An 18,487-nucleotide genomic window follows, 5' to 3' on the forward strand; every position below is an offset into this window, starting at 1 on the left:
CCTCGAAAACCGTTTGAATCCGGATCACGCTGCACCAGCCGCGATCCGGTCTGACTCAACGAACCCCGGCACCCGCCATCGCCGCCGGCGAGAACTCGGAGGCCTTGTAGCGATCCACCATGCCGTACTGCTCAGGCAGGCCGGTGTAGACGTTCTGGATAAACCAGGCGCCGGAGGTCAGGTCGTAGAAGCCCGAAGACAATTGCGCTTGTGCAGGCAGGTCTGGCAGTACTGCCGGCAATGACCACAGGGTCTTGGCCAGTTGGCCGTTGGCATCCCAGCGATCGCCCAACATGGCTTGCCAGGTGTCTTCATCGAGGTAGTAACGGCCCTTAGGCAACTGGTGACGCTTGCCCGGTGCCAGATCGGCCTCGACCACCCATACCCGGTGCAATTCCCAACGCACGTAATCGGGGTTCATGTGGTGAGCGAGGAACAGGTCTTCAGGTTTGGCGGCGGCTTGCACCTTGTTGGTGTTGTAGGGGATGTACATCTCCTGCTTGCCCACCAGCTTCCAGTTGAAGCGGTCCATGCGGCCCTGGAACACGCTCAATTCGTCGAAGGACATCACCCCGGCAGTCGCTGGTGTCGGCGTATCGCAGCAGGCATTCGGCAGTTTGCGCACCCGGCGCTGGCCGGTCAGGTAAACGTGGGCCTGGGACAGGTCGCCATTGATGTTGGTGCGGCCCATGATCTGCTCGCCGGCGCGCAACGGTGGCCCGACGTTGAGCAGGCGGAACAGCCAATAGTCACCGGCAAACGACTCCGGCGACCCGTCCTGGTAGTAATACGGCATCTCCTGAATGGCCTGGCCGTCAGTGGTCATGACCTGCTTGCCATCGGCGGTCATCAGGTAGTGACGAAAATGCATCGACACCGAGGTCCCACGCCAATTCAGCACGTGGTTCCACATGGCTTCGGCACCGTTCTTCGGAATCGGGAACGGGATGCCGCCAAACGCGCCTTCGGGAACAGGCCCGGCGCTGCTGTCGACCAGTTTGGCGCGTGTGGCGTTTTTCAGCGTGTTGTCATACACCCACTGCGGCGCGGCGGCGGTGCGACGGGTCTGGTACACGTCGATGCGATAAGTGTCGGGGAAACGCTTGAACATTTCCTTGGTGCCGTCGCTGAGTTTACCGGCGTATTGCGCCAGGTTTTTCGAGGTGATGCTGAACAGCGGCTTGTCTGCGGCGAACGGATCGGTGCGCTTGCCGCCTTCCTTGAACGAAGGATCAACCTTGGTGTAACCACCGTCCCAGGCCGGAATGGAGCCGTCGGCATTGCCGGCGCGCTCGGCGCCGAAAGGCGTCAGGTTTTTCGACAGTTTGGCCGCGTCTTCCGCCGTTGCAGCCAGCGTCAGTTGGCTGCAAATGGCCAGGCTACCGAGCAGTGCGAAGCAAAGGGCTTTGAGCTTGAAGGCTCCGGTTTTCTTGTTGTGGGTCATGCGCAAGTCCTCTTAAAACGTGGTCTTGACGGAGAAAGACAGGTAGTCCCGGTCTTTCAGCGATTGCTTGTAATTGAACTGGCTGGCGGCGTTGAGGTTGGTGTCCTCGGCGCCGTAGTAATGCGTGTAGGTCAGGCCGGCGGTGACGCGATCGAGGTAGGTGGCGGTGATGCCGATGTTCATGTCGCCGCCGTTGTCCGGACCGAAGGAGCTGACCACGGCCGATTTGCCCAGCGGGAAATAGCTGAGGCCGACCGGAATGCTGATATCGATGCCGGAGAAAAACTGGCGGTAGGTCGGGGTGTAAACCACTTTGAACCCGAGGCCGTCATCGGTGGCATTGGGGTCAAGGGCGGCGCGGTTTTTGGTGACGCTCAGCAGGCGGTTCCAGGCGATCTCACCGACCAGTCCGGATTCCCTGGCGATGAAGTTCGGCCCGAACGAAGCCAGGACGTTGAGGTTGACGTGGGCGGTACGGCCGACTGCGTAGAGCGCATCGTCATCGTTGTCGGCGACGACACCGGGCAGGACGGTTTGACCGTTGGAAACCAGCGGCATGTTCCAGCGCATCGAGGCTTCACCGGCGAAGCTGTACTCATCGACGGTGGTGGAGAAACTGGCGCCAAAGGCACGAATGTCTTCCGGGTATACCCAGTAGTATTCGCCGATCTGGCCGGTGCTGAAGTTCGGCGCGCCAGTAGAGGGTTTCAAATACAGCTTGGGTGTCTTGTCGTGATACTGGATTGCGTACAGGCCGTACTCGACCGTTTCCGCGCTGTACTTCAACTGCAAGCCGCCCTGCCCCGAGCTTTTCGCCTCCTTGTCATTGCCATGGAAGAACGCCGCCGGGCTGGCGGGATTGCCACCGAGGAATGCAGGAAATGGCGCGCCCACGATCAAACGTTCGTTGCCTTCACCAATGGTGTCACTGGTGGAGAAATAACTGCCGGCACCTGGCAGGCGTGTCTCTTCCCATTCCAGCTGGTAGAAGGCACCGAGCGACACGTCGTTGGTCAGTTGAAACGTACCCGACAACTGATTGACCGGCCGGGTGATTTCCTTGAACTGGGTGTTGGGTACGGACTGCGCCTTCACCACGTCGACCGGCGCCATGCCACCAGCAATGCCGTTGGCCCCAAAGAACAAGCTTTCGCCCCAGATCAAGCCGTGGCGACCGGCACGCACGGACGTGGAGTGATCGGCCACTTCGCCGTTCCAGTACACGAACGCATCGAGCAATTCACCGTCGCCGCCATGCAGATGACGGGTGTCGTCGGTGAATTCGTCGTAGGCCACCGAACGCGCGTTGGCCCGTGCCGGGTCGTCGTTATCGTTGTCGTGCTGGTATGAGCTGTCGTACCACGCGGCGCCACTGAGGCGCGCGCCGACGTTTTTGAACGACATGTCCAGCTCGGAAAGGATGTCCGTACGGTTGGAGATCAGGCCCTTTTTGAAGGCCCGATCACCGTCGTCCTGGTTGAGCGCCACCTGGCCCTCGCTCAGTTTGCTGCTGGGATTCTGGGTACGCCAGGCGGCGCTGTACTTCACGGTGTTATCCCAACGCAGGTTGAAATCCGGATTGCCGGTATCCACCGAAAAGGCATGCGCTGCCTGGCTGCACAGCACCAACGCCGCGGCCAAACTAAAAGCAAAGGGTGCAGACGAGCTGACCGGGCGGCGCGCAAGCGTCGCAGTCGTAGAACTAACCATCGCGTTAACCTCTTGTTTTTATAGTGGTAACTGCTGTGGGTGAATCAGATGGGCTCGGCCGTCAGCGCGAGCATCTGCTTGACCAGGCCGATGCGATCGAACTCGCGGTCGTGCTGCATTTCCTTGTCACCGGCCAGCACCGAGCTTTCGCTGATGAACTTGCAGCGCTCGAAGCGGCGCGCCATGAAGCGCTCGAGTTGTTGCTCAATGCTGCCGTCGCGGGTCAGTTCTTCGCTGAGCACGATGGCGTCTTCAATCGCCATGCCGGCCCCCTGACCGAGGTGCGGTGTAGTCGCGTGGGCAGCGTCGCCGATCAACAGCACGCGACCGCGATACCAGGGCTCGTCGACGAAGACCACTTCCATCGGCTTGTAGACCACCTGGCTGCTGTCGGTGATTTGCTCGCGCAGTTCGCCGATGAGGCCGGTGAACCCCTGCAAACGCTGGCGCATCTGCTCGGCCAGCGTCGCCGGGTCCATCCACGGGTTGGACGGTTCGTGGGACGTGAGGAACAGGTACATCAGGTCACCGGCCAATGGAACGAGACCGGCATTGCCTTCGGCACTCTGGTAGTTGGCGAGGTGATCGATTTGTGGAGCACGCGGGAAGTTGTAGCGCCACACCGATTGGCCGGTGAAGCGCGGTGTGTAGGTGTCGCCGAACAGCAAATGGCGAACCTTGGAGAACAGGCCGTCAGCGCCGACCACCAGGTCGTAGACAGCGTTAGTGCCATCGGTGAACAGCACATTTACGCTGTCGCCGGTGTCGTTCAGGGATTCAACGCTCAGACCCAAACGTACTTTGGCGCCGAGCTCCAGCGCCGTTTCGCTGAGAACTTTGTGCAGCGCCAGACGCGAGATGCCGACGTTGGCCGGGTACTCAGGCCCTGCCAGGCGTTGACCAGGAATGCGCGCCAATAGCTGACCGGCCGGGCCGTAAATGGCGACGTCTTCAAAGGCATACGCCGCATCCAGATAACCATCCAGCACACCCAGCTTGGCCATCTCGCGGACCACATTGCTTTGCTGGATGATCCCGACGCCATACACCGTCCACTCTGACTTGAGCTCGATCAGATCGACCTCAATGCCCTTGCGCCGCAGTGCGATGGCCGCACACAAACCGCCAATGCCACCGCCCACGATCAGAACTTTGTTCACTGCACTCATGGTTCTCTCACTTTTTATTCTTGTGATTCGATGCAGCGCCGGGCACTGCGTCGTTGGGTTCAGCTTCCCGTCTATCCAGGGATTTGACTAATCGCGAGTAGGGATGCGATGTATCTCCAAACGCGATACCTCAAGCTGAGCAGTCTCGGCCTCCACTCCGGGCATTTGCAGCAGCAGCCAGCCCTCCTCCACACGCCACGGCAATGCCTCCAGTTTCTGGCCCAGACACGGGCCGTAGACGCATTCCCCGGTACTCGGGAGAAACTGCGCCCCGTGTGCGTAACACATGATCAACTGGCCGTCGGCAGACAAAAAACGGTCCTTGCGATACTCCAGGCGTACGTCCAGATGAGGGCAACTGTTGCGATAAATCCGTATGTTTCCCTCGTGCACTACGGCAAAAACACTGTCCTTGCCGCGTTGCAATGGATCGAATCCGCGCGCCTGCCCTTCCACCAGTTCGTCCATCCGGCACAGGGGAAAATCGCTGTGGCTCATGGCTGGCATCCGCCCTCAACCCTGTTTGGGTGGCGGACCGCCGGGTGCCCATTTTTCTTTCGAGTTGAACAGGAACAGCTGCGAATTATCGGCTGACAGCGGCGCGCGGCGTGCCTCCCAGGCGTCATCGTGTTTGTCCATGTCGGCGTCGTATTCGATGTGGCAACCCAGTGGACTGTTGAAGTACCAGAACCAGTTCGAGCCGAAGAGATGACGGCCCGGGCCCCAGAAACTGGTCCAGCCTTTTTGCTCGAAACGTGTGCCGGCCAACAGCACTTCAGTGCCGCTGCCCATGTGAAAGGTGAAGTGCTCACAGCCCTTCATGTGCGGAGGGGTCTGGATCATGAACAGGCAATGGTGATCGTCGGAACCCGCGGGTCGCATGAAAGGCCCGGCGCCGACAAAGGTGTCTGTGGTCCGAAAGCCCAGGCGCTCGGCATAGAACGCTTCGGCCTTAGCGGCATCGGGGACGAAATACACCACGTGGGACAAGGTGCGTGGCACCGCACTCATGTCGAGGGTAATGCCGGGCTGGTTCAGCGGGCGTTGCGGCGAATGGCCGGCGGCGTTGGTCAGGTCGTCCGGGGCGTCGTACGCCTTGCGCACGGTTACCTGGAAAGCGATTGCGAATCCCATGTCGTCGACGCTGTGCAACACGCCGTTTTCTCGGGTGACCTGACGATCCCGCGCCAACTCGTCTTCGATGGCGTCGAGGTCCGCCGCGCTGGCAACGCCGTAGATGGTTTCGCGTATCGACGGCGCCGGGCCGATGGCAACCGGCAAGGTTGGGTCGTCTGCACGGCGAATGATCACGGCCGTGCCGTCCAGTGCTTCAAAACGCCCGCCATTACTGTCGACATCAACCGGCGCAAGGCCGTAGTCACGCAGGCAATCGGTACAGGCTTGGATGTCATCGACGCCAAAAATAAGGGCATCAAGGCCAATGATGTTCATGGCTACCACTCCATTGAAATTATGATCCGGAGACTGCTGCCAAACGCTCGATCAGGCCGTTCGGCGATGCATGGAATCCGGTGGTGGTGTCGGCCAGAGGTCCGACTGCGGCGAAGAGTGACGTGCGCTTTGGCAGCTGACTAATCGCGAGTGAGGATGCGACCTATCGGCAAACGCGATACCTGATAGCGCCGGATGACGTCATGCAGGCGGGGTTGACGGGACGATGATTTCACCCGAATGTATCGTCAAAATAAATACAACAGTGGACGTGCCTGATGCGTTTCAACCACCTGGATCTCAATCTGCTGGTGGCACTCGATGTATTGCTCGAAGAGCAGAACATCACCCGTGCCGCCGAACGCCTGCACATGACGCAGTCCGCCACCAGCGGCGTACTGGGGCGTTTGCGCAGTTATTTCGAAGACGAACTGCTGGTGCAGGTCGGGCGCAAAATGCAGCCCACGCCCTACGCCAAGGAACTCGCCAAGCCGATTCGCGAAGTGCTGCTGACGATTCAATCCTCGATCACCGCCAAACCGGTGTTCGACCCCACCACCAGCAAGCGCCACTTTCGCCTCGTTACCTCGGATTACCTGATCAGCGTGCTGTTCGCCCAGGTCATTCAGAAGATCCATCAGGAAGCGCCGAATATCACCTTCGAGATGCTCGGTCCTGGCGATAACTCCGGTGAATTGCTGGTTCGCGGCGAGGTCGACCTGATGATCGTGCCCGAGCGCTACATCATCGAAGGCCACCCGCACAAACTACTGTTCGAGGAAGAACACGTCTGCGTGGTATGGAGCGGCAACGCCCAGGTCGGTGACAGTTTGAGCCTTGAGCAGTACATGGACATGGGCCACGTCTCTGTCGGTTTTGGTCGCACACGGCACTTGAGCATCGAAGAATGGTTCATGAACCAGTACGGCTTCAACCGCCGTATTGAAGTGATCACTAACGACTTCAATACCCTGCCGCAACTGGTCGTCGGCACCCAACGCATTGCCACCATGCACCAGCGTCTGGCGCGGCTGTATGCCGAGCATTTGCCGCTGCGCATCCTCAACCCACCGGTAAAGATTCCGGTGATGCGCGAGGTTATGCTCTGGCACCGCAGCGTGGACGGCGACCCCATGCACCGCTGGCTGCGCGAGCGCATCTGCGAGTTCATCCAGCATCTGGAACAGGATCCTATCGCCGCCCGCGATACCTCGCATCCCGAGTCACGATTGGTCAATTAGCCGGCGCGTCCTTAACGTGCCTTGAGAACGCTCAAGGCAACCACAAGGACAAAAACAATTATGTTCCGCTACTTTCCAACCAATTATGTGTGGAATCTCTCTGTCAACCTGGCCATCGAGATGGGCGCCCGCATAGGCGAAATCGAAGAGATGTGTGCGCCATTGCAGGAAGCCGCCCAGCAGCCCGACGCCGCTGGAACCAAGGCGTTTCGCGAAACCTGGGCGAAGATGGCCGACAAACTCTGCGGCCTGGCCGAGGAAGACGAAAGCAATGGCCGATACCTGTCCGCCGGCGAAAAATATAACCGCGCGGCCACTTACTACCTGACCTGCGAACGCCTTCAGGCCCATGGCGCTCCGGGCCGCACCGAGCTGTACCAGCGCTTTTTGCAGACCTTCAAACGCGGGCTCGAACTGTCGCGGGAAAACTGCGAGCGCGTTGAAATCCCTTATGAAGGCAAACATATTTCCGGCCTGCTGGTGCGTGCCGAAGGCGTAAACGGCCCGGCTCCGATCCTGGTTCAGGTCAACGGACTGGATTCGACCAAGGAAATGAAATATCGCGTCGGCCTGCCGGCCTGGCTGGCAAAACGCGGCATCTCGTCATTGATCATCGACCAGCCCGGCACGGGTGAGGCGCTGCGCCTGCATAACCTGACTGCCCGTTATGACAGCGAGCACTGGGCGAGCCGCGTGGTCGACTGGCTGGAAACCCGCAGCGACGTGGATGCCAAGCGCATTGGCCTGGAGGGTGTCTCCCTCGGCGGTTATTACTGCCCGCGCGCGGTGGCCTTCGAGCCACGGTTTGCCTGCGGTGTGGTCTGGGGCGCAAACCATGACTGGCGTGATGTGCAAAAGCGTCGCCTGGAAAAAGAAGGCAGCTTCCCCGTCCCGCACTATTGGGCCCACGTGCAGTGGGTGTGGGGTGCAAAAGACATGGATGAGTTCATGGCCATCGCCGAAAACGTCCACCTGGACGGCGTGCTGGATCGCATCAAGGTGCCGTTCCTGGTGACCCACGGTGAAAAGGATTCGCAGATCCCGCTGAAGTGGGCACATCGTACGTATGAGCAACTGGTCAACAGCCCGAAACGCGAGCTGAAAATCTTCACCGAACGCGAAGGCGGCGTGCAGCATTCCAGTTTCGATAACAGCATCAATGCCGGTCAGTACATTGCCGACTGGGTTGCTGAAGCTCTGGGTGGCCGCACTGCCTGACCGACGCCTGTAGGGACTGGCTTGCCAGCGATGGCATCATCAAATTCACCCTCGCTATCGCCAGCAAGCCGGCTCCTACAGATGTGTGTCCTGCCAAACAATCCGCGTGCACCACCCGCATACCTGTAGGAGCTGGCTTGCCAGCGATGGCGTCATCAAATTCACCCTCGCTATCGCCAGCAAGCCGGCTCCTACAGATGTGTGCCCTGCCAAACAATCCGCGTGCTGCCGCAAACCCGTAGGAGCTGGCTTGCCAGCGATGGCGTCATCAAATTCACAACCGCCATCGCCAGCAAGCCGGCTCCTACGGATGTGTGTCCTGCCAAACAATCCGCGTGCACCCGCAAACCCGTAGGAGCTGGCTTGCCAGCGATGGCGTCATCAAATTCACAACCGCCATCGCCAGCAAGCCGGCTCCTACGGATGTGTGTGCTGCCAAACAATCCGCGTACACCCGCATACCTGTAGGAGCTGGCTTGCCAGCGATGGCGTCATCAAATTCACCACCGCCATCGCCAGCAAGCCGGCTCCTCCGGATGTGTGTCCTGTCAAACAATCCGCGTGCACCCGCAAACCCGTAGGAGCTGGCTTGCCAGCGATAGCGTCATCAAATTCACCACCGCCATCGCCACCAAGCCGGCTCCTACAGATGCGTGTGCCTCCAAAGAATCCGCGTGCACCCGCAAACCCGTAGGAGCTGGCTTGCCAGCGATAGCGTCATCAAATTCACCATCGCCATCGCCAGCAAGCCGGCTCCTACAGATGTGTGCCCTGCCAAACAATCCGCGTGCTGCCGCAAAACCGTAGGAGCTGGCTTGCCAGCGATAGCGTCATCAAATTCACCCTCGCTATCGCCACCAAGCCGGCTCCTACGGATTTGTGCGGACCAGCAATCAGTGGCCATCTCTACAGCCATTTGGCGTCCCACAATGGGTAATCATGTACACGCCTGACAAGACCGGCGCGTATAGGGTTGGCGATGACGTAACGCGCAGTTGCCAGTAAATCCTCTTCGTAGCGAATGGCGCGGTCGTGGAAGCCTTTTTGCCATAGACATCCTGCCCGCCCTAAATGGGCATTGATTGCTCGTGCGCTGCGTGATTTGGTGGCCAGCATCAATCCCGGCAAGGTGCTGTGTTTCAGCTCAATTAACCAATGGAAATGGTCAGGCATGACCACCCAGGCCAGCGAGTCCGCAAGGTCGTCAGCCTGTGCCTGTTGAAATTGCCTTACCAAGAACCGACCTGTCGGCCAATTGGTGAATAGCGGTTCGCGATTCCGTGTTACGGCGGTTAGTAGGTAAATTTGCCCGGATTGGGAATAGCGCCCGGCGCGCAAGCGATTGGCGTGGGGAAGATCAGGCATTCCATTGCCCTCCTGTTTTCACAATCGAAACACAAGGCTAGTGCGCCAGATTGAGGAGCGTTGTCACAGTTTGGTTCTGGATGTAACAGTATGGACGCCATCGCCAGCAAGCCGGCTCCTACAGATGTGTGTCCTGCCAAACAATCCGCGTACACCCGCAAACCCGTAGGAGCTGGCTTGCCAGCGATAGCGTCATCAAATTCACCGCCGTGATCGCCAGCAACCCGGCTCCTACGGATTTTTGCGTGCCGGCAAAAAAACGCCGGAGAACCTTAGGGTTTCCGGCGTTTTTTATTGGCCGCTGATCGGACTCAGTTAGGCGCACGTGTTCCATGGAACGAGCTGATCTGCCAGCCCTCAGTGCCACGCGTCCAGACCTGCGTGGCAAATCCGTCACCGCGGATCGATTGGTCGCCGCCGCGCTTGCGCAGCGTGTTGCATTGCGTGCCGGTCATGACTGCCAGGTGTTCGCCGTAGAAACGGATCAGCAACTCGCCTCGCTCAATGTCCAGGTACTGCACGGCGCTTTTTGCGTACTCCAGGTAGTCCGCCTTGCCTTGCACCAACCCCGTGGTGTGTACATACACCAGGTCATCGGCAAACAACTCGGCGACGCGTGGGTAGTCTTCTTCAACCAACGCCCGGCGGCGCTCGTGTTCAAGCGCCAGAAGTTCAGTTTTTACGGCTGTAGTGGTCATGTGAAGGGCTCTCTGTGGGTGATGAGCGCGCACCATAGACTTGCGATCCAGCCTATAAAAAATCGTCGATCACTATGTCAGCCATCGTTACTCGCGATACCCGCCTCTCGATCTCGTTCATCCTCGCCAAGCCCTCGAAGATGCAGGCCTGCAGCAGGTATCGACGCCATCAATACGCGCCCATTGATGCAAGTTGCTGGTGGTGACCATGGCGGCGCCCTAGCCTCGCTTTGCATAACAATCAGCGAAGTGAATACGCCATGAATGCCCTGCACCTGAAATGCCAGACCTTGTTCGACGGTACCGGCCTGCAAACCCGTCAACAGCAAACCCTGGTCGTGGAAAACGGCCTGCTGACGTATGTCGGTCCGACCGCCATGGCGCCGCAGCCGCAACCGGGAGCCGCCGTTGTGGACGCCGGCGATAACTTTGTCATGCCGGGTCTGGTGGATGTGCATACCCATTTGGCCTTCGGAAACGCGCAGAGCGAAGAAGACATCGATATCTGGACCAGCGACGAATTCCGTGCGCTGCGCGGCATGTTCTTCGCCCAACATGTACTGGCCGCCGGTGTGACCAGCATGGTCTGCCCGGGTGACAGCGGCCAACTGAGCATCGCGGTGCGCAATGCGATCGGCGCAGGGTTGTTCGAGGGCCCGCGCATCGCCGCCAGCAGCCGGGTCATTACCAATCGACAGAGCCTGAACGACTGGTTCCCCAGCCGCGTGGGTGCTCCGGAATACTTCACCGCGCGCCTGGTCACCAGCCGTAGCGAAGCCTTGGCAGAAATCCGCAAGCAGGCGAAGGATGGCGTCGACCTGATCAAGATCGCCATGGACGGCACCCACCGCCGCCCGAACGGCGAAATCATCGCCGCGTTCACCGCCGAAGAAACCTACGAAATGGTTGAGGAAGCCCATCGACTGGGCTGCAAAGTCGCCACCCACGCCTATGGCCGCGAGGCGGTGATGTACGCGGCACGCGCCGGGGTCGATCTGGTCTTCCACGCCTTTTACATGGACGACGCCTGTATCGAGGCTCTGCTCGAAGCTGGCAGTATTCTCGCGCCGACCATGACCTTCCCGCAGAACACCGTGGACTTTTGTCAGCCTCATGACCCGGCCATCACCACCGGATATGCCGGTTACTGCGCACGCACGCTGGACGTCGGTTCGGCGGTGCTCAAGCGCGCCAAAGCCGCCGGCGTGCCTTTCGCCTGTGGCAGTGACAGCGGATTTGCGGTGACACCTTATGGCGAATGGCATGCGCGCGAGCTGGAACTGCTGGTCACTCGCCTGAGCTTCACACCCGCCGAAGCGTTGTATGCCGCCACCGCCGTCGGTGCGCGTTGCATGCCGCGCGGTGAGACCATCGGCTCACTGGAAGTCGGCAAGCAAGCGGATTTCCTGCTGCTCGACGGCTCGCCTTTGCAGGACATTCGCATCCTTCAAGACCGCTCGCGCCTCAAAGCCGTGTACAAGGCCGGCCAGCCGGTACGCCTGGAACGCAGCCCCTATAACCCCAAGCAAGTGTCTGATTTCAACTCATTGAAATGGACGGATCTGTATACACGCGACCGGGTCGCCCAATTGGGCAAGTGGGCCGTATGAGGAGCGATATCGTGCAAACACTTGATCTACTCACCGCGACCCAAATCGCCAGCAATGCGATCCGAATCGCTCAAGAAACCGGGATCAAACCGTTGGCCGCCGCCGTGCTGGACGCGGCGGGTCATCCACTGGCGGTCCTGCGAGATGAACAGGCCAGTTTCCTTCGTCCGCAAATCGCTACCGGCAAAGCCCGTGGCTGCCTGGGAATGGGTTTCGGCGGACGGGAACTGGCACGGCGTGCGCAAGCCATGCCGGCGTTCTTCGATGCCATCAACAGCCTGACGGGTGGCGAGGTCATTCCGGTGGCGGGAGGTGTGCTGATACGCAATGCCGAGGGGAAGATTCTCGGCGCCATCGGCATCAGCGGCGACACCTCGGACAATGATGAACGCTGCGCTGTGCAGGCCATCGTCCAGGCCGGTCTGCTGGCCGATACCGGTGATCAGCCAGCGAGTTGATCCAGCGACGCGGCCTGCTCCAGCATCAGGCCGCGAAACCACATCATCGCTGGATCTCGCTCCTGATACGGATGCCATTGCAGCACCTGCACGGCGTCCGGAAAGGCCAGCGGTGCGGGATGAATACGCAACGAATAATGCTGGGCAAAACGCTGCGCCTGGCGGCGAAACACGGTGGCGATCCGCGCCGTGCCAACGATGAATTCCGGCATCAGCGCGAAGCTTTCGAGGGCCACCGCCACCCGCCGATGAACGCCCAGTTCATGCAGATGCATGGCATCCATCGCCAGGTTGCGACCGTCGGCAAACTCACGAACCACATGCTCGGCTGCGCAGTATTGAGTGAGGCTCAAACCCTCGGCGTACTGCGGCTGCTGTGCGCAGACGATGCAACACAACTGGTCGCTCAATAAAGGAGCATGCGGGTAAGCAGGGTTCAACCGGCGTTGCGGCACGATCACACAATCGCTGCGGCGATAGTCGAGCGCTTCGCTGACCACATCACCATCGCGTGGCACCGGCAAGTCGCGCAGGCTCAATCGCACACCCGGTGCGACGCGCGCCAACTCAAGACTGACCTTCGGAAACAGCACCCCGGCCACGAAATCGGAAGCTACCAAGGTGAATTGCCGAGCGCAGCTGGCGGGGTCGAAATGCACCGGTGCGTCGACAATCTCTCGCGTCAACGCGAGCGCTTCATGCACCTTGGGCGCAAGCTCCAGCCCCAACGCCGTGGGCTCCAGACGCCGCCCCACCTGAACCAGCAACGGATCATTGAAATGCTCACGCAAACGTCCAAGCGCCGAACTGGTCGCCGACTGGCCGAGGCACAAACGCTCGGCCGCCCTGCTGACGCTGCATTCGCTCAACAAGGCATCCAGGGCCACCAGCAGGTTCAGGTCGAGACGTCGATACCGCATGTTATTTCCGTTGATAAGGGCAGGACGACAATTTAGGGCCCCCTGTATCTGTCCCGCTAATCGTGTACCTCGTTAGCTGGCATCGCGATTAACGATACCTGGAGAGCCCACGGGCAGAGAAAAAGCTCAAGTGACAACGTTTGATCAAATGAATCTGGATTTACTCCTGACCGATATCGGCTTGCCAGGAATGATGAACGGTATCAGCCTGGCCGCCGAGCTCAAGCTCAAATACCCTGGGCTCAAGGTGCTCTTCATCACCGGTTTCGCGGGCGGGTCCAGCCTCGTTTCGGTGGATGCGACTACGCGCGTCCTGGCCAAACCCTTCAGCCTGAATGAACTCAGTTCACGCGTACACGCGCTGATCCGACTGGATTCATGAGCCGTTGGAAACAGGTTAGCGGCGACCACTGCCGAGCATTCGTCGCGTCGCAAGCTCATGGCCCTCGGCAAGGCGCCGGGATGTCATGAATAGTCAAGCAACTGTCGTCAAATGCGAAGCGCCCCCGACTCGGGGGCTTTTTAATGGAGGTACTAAAAAGTCTCTGGCAATTGAGTCGACGGATCCCACCGCGACCCCTTAGTCACGAGTTGTCTGGTACGCCAGGCAGGAGAATAACAATATGAAATCCGTGAAAAGTCTGCTGGCTGCCATTTCCCTCATGGCGCTGGCCATCGATGCCCACGCCTATGTATCGAATCGGGAAGCCGCCCGGCTCGACACCGTCCTGACGGGAGTGGGTGCCGAAAAGGCCGGCAACGCCGATGGCTCGATTCCGCCCTACAGCGGTGGCCTGACTACCGCCCCCTCCAGTTTCAAGACCGGCGACAGCATGCGCCCCGACCCCTTCGCGCACGAAAAACCGTTGCTGTCGATCAATGGCAAGAACGTCGATGCGTACAAGGACATGCTGAGCGCCACCACCGTAGCATTGGCCAAGCGCTACCCCGGTTTTCGCGTCGACGTGTATCCGACTCATCGCACAGCGTCGCTGCCACAAGCGGTACTGGACAACAGCCGCAAGAATGCCACCAACGCCAGGGCCATCAACGGCGGGATCGCCATCGACAATGTGATGCCCGGGGTGCCGTTCCCGATCCCGCAATCCGGCGCCGAGGCGATGTGGAATTTCCTGCTGCGCTACCAGGGCGTCAACATCCACTCCAAGTACGACTCCTGGAACGTCGACACGGCGGGCGTACCAAGCCTGGCGGTCACCGGCGAGGCATTCGTTTCCTTCCCGATTTACGAGAACATGTCAAAGCCGTTCAACAGCTCGGACATTTATTATCAGTTGAAACTGTCCTATACCGGGCCGGCGCGCCGAGCCGGCGAGTCGATCATGCTCAAGAACGCCACCAATGCCACGGAGTTTCCTGGCCGTGCCTGGCAGTACATGCCGGCACAGCGGAGGGTCAAACAGATTTCGATCCTGGCCTATGACACCCCCAACCCCGGCACCGCCCGAGCATTGGAGCTGTATGACTGGACGCTGGTCGGCAAGCGGGAAATGATCGTGCCCTACAACACCTACAAACTCACCTACGCCCGCGACGCAAAGTCACTGACCACCCCTGACTTCATTTCCCCGGATTTCGTACGCTGGGAAAAACACCGGGTCTACGTCGTGGAGGGAAACCTCAAGCCTGGTGCCAAGCACATCTACCAGAAGCGCCGCTTTTACCTCGATGAAGATACCTGGGCAGCGCTGGCTTCCGATCAGTACGACACCCGTGGCCAGTTGTATCGTGGATCCTTCGCTTTTTTCAGCCAGAGCTATGACAAGCAAGTCCCGGACGCCACCCCTTTCATGACTTACGACTTGTCGAAAGGCACCTACAACATCAATGGCGTGGTGGGACCTCATGGCGGCATCCGCTACATCGAACCGCTATCAACGGCGCAGTGGGTGCCGGAGTCCATGGCGGGCACCGGTATTCGCTAGTCTGCGATGCGTCAGGGCCCGACATCAGGGCCCTGTTGTTCAGTCCTGCCGCAAGGCGCCATCAAACTCAGGCGTCAAACCCGACAATTCCAGCTTGCGCACAAAAGCGCCGATACGCTGCTGCTTGTAGGCGTCCACGTCCACCTCACGGTAATCGTAGAAACCCTGGCCGTCGCGCAAGCCGTTGCGGCCGTTTTGCATGTTGTCGGCGATCACCTGCGGCGACTCGAAACGCGGCGCCAGCGCGCCACTGAGGTAGCGCGAGGCGTGATAGAGAATGTCGCCACCGCCCCAGTCAATGAACTCAAGCAGGCCCAGCACCGAGAAGCGCAAACCGAAACCGACGCGCACCGCCGTGTCGATATCTTCCGCGCTGGCCACGCCCTCTTCCACCATCCGAGCGGCTTCGTTCATCGCCAGTGCCTGGATGCGCGGCACGATATAGCCAGCCACCGGATTGCAAACCACCGGCACTTTGCCAATCCGCTTGAGCAGTTGCAGCAGCCGCTCGACCACCTGCGGGCAGGTGGCGTCGCTGCGACTGACTTCCACCAGCGGCATCAGGTACGCCGGATTCAGCCAATGCGCATTCACGAAGCGTTGCGGCTCGCTGACCATTTCGCTCAACTCGGTGACGAGAAAGGTCGAAGTCGTCGAGGCAATGATGGTCGACGCCGCGACATGCTCGCTGACCCAGGCGAAAGTCTCCTGCTTGACCGCGATGATTTCCGGCACGGCCTCGAACGCCAGGTCGCACAGACGCAATGCGTCTGCGGCCTGGGAACGCGATTGCAGCGTCAAGCGGGAAAGCGCAGTGTCCGCCTGTTCCGGCTGGAGCTTGCCAAGGCGCACCAGCATCTGCAGTTCACTGCGGATGTTGTTGCGCACTCGCTCGAAGTAGCCGTGCCGCTCATCCTCGGCGCGATCCTTGATATCGATGAGGGTGACCGGCAGGCCTGCGTGGATGAAGGCCAGAGCAATGCCCTCGCCCATCCTCCCGGCTCCGACCACGCTGACTTGCGGCAGCGCGGCGTTCATCGGCTGCAACCCTGGGTCAGGAGCTCGGTCATCTGCGCCCGATCAAGTCCGGCCAGTCCGAGATTTTCCAACGTGCGGCCCTCGGCGTAGAGATCACGACCGGCGACGACCGAGGCAATGCTCAGCAAGCCCTGGGCAACCGGGGTTGGCACACCGGCCCAGCGGCCGACGGACACCAGGAAAGACAGGCCCAGGCGAGTGTCTTCGAGCATGTAGCGATGCTTTTGCAGATCGATGTCTTCGCGCCAGTCGCCGCTGTCGGTCAGCTTGCCGTGGGCGCCGCGACCGTACATCCACTCCTCGCCTTCGCTGCTGTTGTAGTGATCGGCCAAGGGGAAGTGCGGTGCGCCGTAGGTCAGTGCTTCGCGCACGGCCATGCGCTCGGCATCCAACTGGTTGGTGACGCGGCGAATCGACGGTTGAGTGCCTTCGTTATGAATGTCCCAAGCCTCGAAATGCTCCAGGGGCCCGGCGTTCATCATAATCAGCGGCGGATGAATGATGGGGCCTGCGTTCATCAACGCGCCACTGAGGGCATCTTCAATCGGTTCGACGCTCGGATAGGCTTCGCGCAGCACTGAGAACGCGTGCTCGGACAGGTTGCTCGGGAACACGCCGGTCGGCAGGCGGGTGGCGTAGCAACTGATCACCAGGTCGCTGGCGCCATGCTTGCGCACCAGATACGGCAGCGTACCGGTTTCAGCGAAGGCGACCTTGCTCCGGTTGCCCGCCTCGGCCATGGCCTTGGCGAACACGTAGCTGCCGAACGTGCCCGGTGGCAGAAACACCACCTGACCGTCGTGCAAGTGCGGCGCAACGTGTTTGGCCAGGTCTTCGTGGGACGTCGACGGCAGCGGGATGATGACCAGTTGCGCGTCGCCCAGGGCTTCGGCCAGATTGTCGGTCAGCGACAGCTTGTCGCCCGCCTTGCCGACAGACAACTGCCGAGTGCCCTTGTAGTCCTTGATGGTCAGGCTGCCGATGGCCAGCAGTTCCTTGAGTGCTGCGCTGTCGCGACGCCACAGGCGGGTCTGATGCCCCTTTTCAGCCATTTCGACAGCAGCGGCATAACAGCCGTGTCCACCACCCAGCACTGTAATTTTCATGGAGTCACTCCTCTTGTAAGTGACTCGATGCTATCGACCTGAACTGCTACGGACTCACCCGATTGCGCAGCCGAGTGACAGATTACGCAGAAGTCTCAATGCTTCAGTCGTCGCAGAGTCTCCGACGGCAAGCAGCCGTAGCGTTGCCGATAAGCGCTGGAAAAATGCCCGAAGCTGTTGATGCCGTGACGCAACAGGATGTCGGTGACAGTTTCATCGACACTGCTCTGCTTCAGCGATTCATGGATCACTGCCAACCGACGGTCACGGATGTATTCGACCGGCGCTTGCTGGAGAAACTGCTTGAAGCCGTTCTGCAAGGTGCGCACCGAAACGCCACAGAGCTCGCTCAGGGTCGTCAGGCTGATCGGCTCGTCGAGATGTTCCTCGATGTAGTCACGGGCCTTCTTCACGTGGTGCGGCAGCGGCGCGCGGGAATCGATCAGAAGTTCCGCCGAGTAATTGTGCGGTAACTGGGTGAGCAACAGTTGCATCAAGTATTCGGACAGCCCGCTGGCAATACGCGAACCGTCCACGCCATCGCCGTATAGCCGGCAGATGTAGTCCAGGGTGTGATAGAGGCTGACGACGCCGGCGCCCAAATGATCGACGCTGACATCAAAGATCACTGACTGGCGCAGGCTGCGGCCGAGCAAGCGTTGAAGTTGCGTCTCCAGGGCATCACGGTCGATGCGCAGGATCAGGTTGCGGCACTCGCCATCGGTGACGATGCGACTTGTCGCGAACGGCGAGGAAACGCTCAGGCAGCCCGGCTGCATCGCCGCACTGCGCCGTCCGTGCGCCACCTCGCAGTGTCCCTGCAAGGTAATGCGGAACAGGTATTGATCGGCAATGTCGCCGATGTTGATTTCCACTGGTGCACCGTAGCGCAAGTCCAGCAGTGCCGAATCGCCGAAGAACACACCGTTGAGTCGGGTGTAAATCGGTTCGTCACGCAGGACGTTGAAGTTGTGCGGGCACAGGTAATGGCTGACCTTGTCCTTGATCTCGCGGTAATCGGCCGAGCTGAGCAGGCTGTGCCGTTCCAGCAGGTGTACGTCATTCAACATCGGAGGTTCTCCTGACCTGAAGCGGAGCGGCCCCGCTGCGTG

At 60.0% G+C, this 18,487-nt stretch carries 17 protein-coding genes; 6 read left to right on the top strand and 11 right to left on the bottom strand.

Annotation, left to right across the window (positions count from 1 at the left end):
• Positions 1-55 precede the first annotated feature (55 nt).
• The 5 genes from ABVN21_RS11080 to ABVN21_RS11100 all read right to left on the bottom strand — a co-directional run bounded on the left by ABVN21_RS11080 (position 56) and on the right by ABVN21_RS11100 (position 5,775).
• Positions 56-1,444: a DUF1329 domain-containing protein gene (locus tag ABVN21_RS11080; protein ID WP_339552124.1), complete on the bottom strand. Its 1,389-nt coding sequence runs from the start codon at positions 1,442-1,444 to the stop codon at positions 56-58.
• A gap of 12 nt (positions 1,445-1,456) precedes the next feature.
• Positions 1,457-3,154, bottom strand: coding sequence for a DUF1302 domain-containing protein (locus tag ABVN21_RS11085; protein ID WP_339552125.1), 1,698 nt, complete (start codon positions 3,152-3,154; stop codon positions 1,457-1,459).
• A gap of 44 nt (positions 3,155-3,198) precedes the next feature.
• Positions 3,199-4,323 (bottom strand): FAD-dependent oxidoreductase, encoded by a 1,125-nt coding sequence (locus tag ABVN21_RS11090; protein ID WP_339552126.1) that lies wholly within the window; start codon positions 4,321-4,323, stop codon positions 3,199-3,201.
• 87 nt (positions 4,324-4,410) lie between these two features.
• The gene (locus tag ABVN21_RS11095) at positions 4,411-4,821 is read right to left on the bottom strand and encodes a Rieske (2Fe-2S) protein (protein WP_339552127.1); all 411 of its coding nucleotides are present in this window, start codon (positions 4,819-4,821) and stop codon (positions 4,411-4,413) included.
• A gap of 15 nt (positions 4,822-4,836) precedes the next feature.
• The gene (locus ABVN21_RS11100) at positions 4,837-5,775 is read right to left on the bottom strand and encodes a VOC family protein (protein WP_339552128.1); all 939 of its coding nucleotides are present in this window, start codon (positions 5,773-5,775) and stop codon (positions 4,837-4,839) included.
• Between the two features lie 278 nt (positions 5,776-6,053).
• On the opposite strand from ABVN21_RS11100, the gene ABVN21_RS11105 reads away from it, so the two are divergent.
• Both ABVN21_RS11105 and ABVN21_RS11110 read left to right on the top strand, forming a co-directional pair.
• Complete coding sequence (locus ABVN21_RS11105; RefSeq protein ID WP_339552129.1) at positions 6,054-7,016, top strand: LysR family transcriptional regulator; 963 nt, start codon at positions 6,054-6,056, stop codon at positions 7,014-7,016.
• Between the two features lie 60 nt (positions 7,017-7,076).
• Entirely contained in the window at positions 7,077-8,234 is a 1,158-nt protein-coding gene (locus ABVN21_RS11110) for a prolyl oligopeptidase family serine peptidase (RefSeq protein ID WP_339552130.1), read from the top strand.
• A gap of 906 nt (positions 8,235-9,140) precedes the next feature.
• Here the strand turns inward: ABVN21_RS11110 and ABVN21_RS11115 are convergent.
• Positions 9,141-9,599 carry a transposase gene (locus ABVN21_RS11115; protein WP_339552131.1) on the bottom strand — a complete coding sequence of 153 codons (459 nt, stop codon included), beginning with the start codon at positions 9,597-9,599 and terminating at the stop codon, positions 9,141-9,143.
• Positions 9,600-9,910: 311 nt separating this feature from the next.
• Positions 9,911-10,297, bottom strand: a complete 387-nt coding sequence (locus tag ABVN21_RS11120; protein ID WP_339552132.1) for a nuclear transport factor 2 family protein — start codon at positions 10,295-10,297, stop codon at positions 9,911-9,913.
• A 260-nt stretch (positions 10,298-10,557) separates the two neighbouring features.
• Between ABVN21_RS11120 and ABVN21_RS11125 the strand changes: the two genes are divergently transcribed.
• Both ABVN21_RS11125 and ABVN21_RS11130 read left to right on the top strand, forming a co-directional pair.
• Positions 10,558-11,907 (top strand): amidohydrolase family protein, encoded by a 1,350-nt coding sequence (locus ABVN21_RS11125; RefSeq protein ID WP_339552133.1) that lies wholly within the window; start codon positions 10,558-10,560, stop codon positions 11,905-11,907.
• 11 nt (positions 11,908-11,918) lie between these two features.
• Complete coding sequence (locus tag ABVN21_RS11130) at positions 11,919-12,365, top strand: heme-binding protein (protein ID WP_339552134.1); 447 nt, start codon at positions 11,919-11,921, stop codon at positions 12,363-12,365.
• On the opposite strand, the gene ABVN21_RS11135 is transcribed toward ABVN21_RS11130, so the two are convergent.
• Positions 12,350-13,285 (bottom strand): LysR family transcriptional regulator, encoded by a 936-nt coding sequence (locus ABVN21_RS11135; RefSeq protein WP_339552135.1) that lies wholly within the window; start codon positions 13,283-13,285, stop codon positions 12,350-12,352. The genes ABVN21_RS11130 and ABVN21_RS11135 overlap by 16 nt on opposite strands.
• A gap of 148 nt (positions 13,286-13,433) precedes the next feature.
• Here ABVN21_RS11135 and ABVN21_RS11140 point away from each other — a divergent pair, with 148 nt between their 5' ends.
• Entirely contained in the window at positions 13,434-13,667 is a 234-nt protein-coding gene (locus ABVN21_RS11140) for a response regulator (protein ID WP_353637238.1), read from the top strand.
• A gap of 241 nt (positions 13,668-13,908) precedes the next feature.
• Positions 13,909-15,231, top strand: a complete 1,323-nt coding sequence (locus tag ABVN21_RS11145) for a DUF1329 domain-containing protein (protein WP_339552137.1) — start codon at positions 13,909-13,911, stop codon at positions 15,229-15,231.
• A 39-nt stretch (positions 15,232-15,270) separates the two neighbouring features.
• Here the strand turns inward: ABVN21_RS11145 and ABVN21_RS11150 are convergent, their stop codons facing one another.
• The 3 genes from ABVN21_RS11150 to ABVN21_RS11160 all read right to left on the bottom strand — a co-directional run bounded on the left by ABVN21_RS11150 (position 15,271) and on the right by ABVN21_RS11160 (position 18,445).
• A complete protein-coding gene (locus ABVN21_RS11150) occupies positions 15,271-16,269 on the bottom strand; it encodes a 3-hydroxybutyryl-CoA dehydrogenase (RefSeq protein ID WP_339552138.1) in 999 nt (332 codons plus the stop codon).
• Positions 16,266-17,375, bottom strand: a complete 1,110-nt coding sequence (locus tag ABVN21_RS11155) for an NAD/NADP octopine/nopaline dehydrogenase family protein (RefSeq protein ID WP_339552139.1) — start codon at positions 17,373-17,375, stop codon at positions 16,266-16,268. Before ABVN21_RS11155 ends, ABVN21_RS11150 begins: the two co-directional genes overlap by 4 nt.
• 95 nt (positions 17,376-17,470) lie before the next feature.
• Positions 17,471-18,445 carry an AraC family transcriptional regulator gene (locus ABVN21_RS11160; RefSeq protein ID WP_339552140.1) on the bottom strand — a complete coding sequence of 325 codons (975 nt, stop codon included), beginning with the start codon at positions 18,443-18,445 and terminating at the stop codon, positions 17,471-17,473.
• Between the last annotated feature and the right edge of the window lie 42 nt (positions 18,446-18,487).

This window comes from Pseudomonas sp. MYb327, assembly GCF_040438925.1.
Taxonomy (GTDB): Bacteria; Pseudomonadota; Gammaproteobacteria; order Pseudomonadales; family Pseudomonadaceae; genus Aquipseudomonas.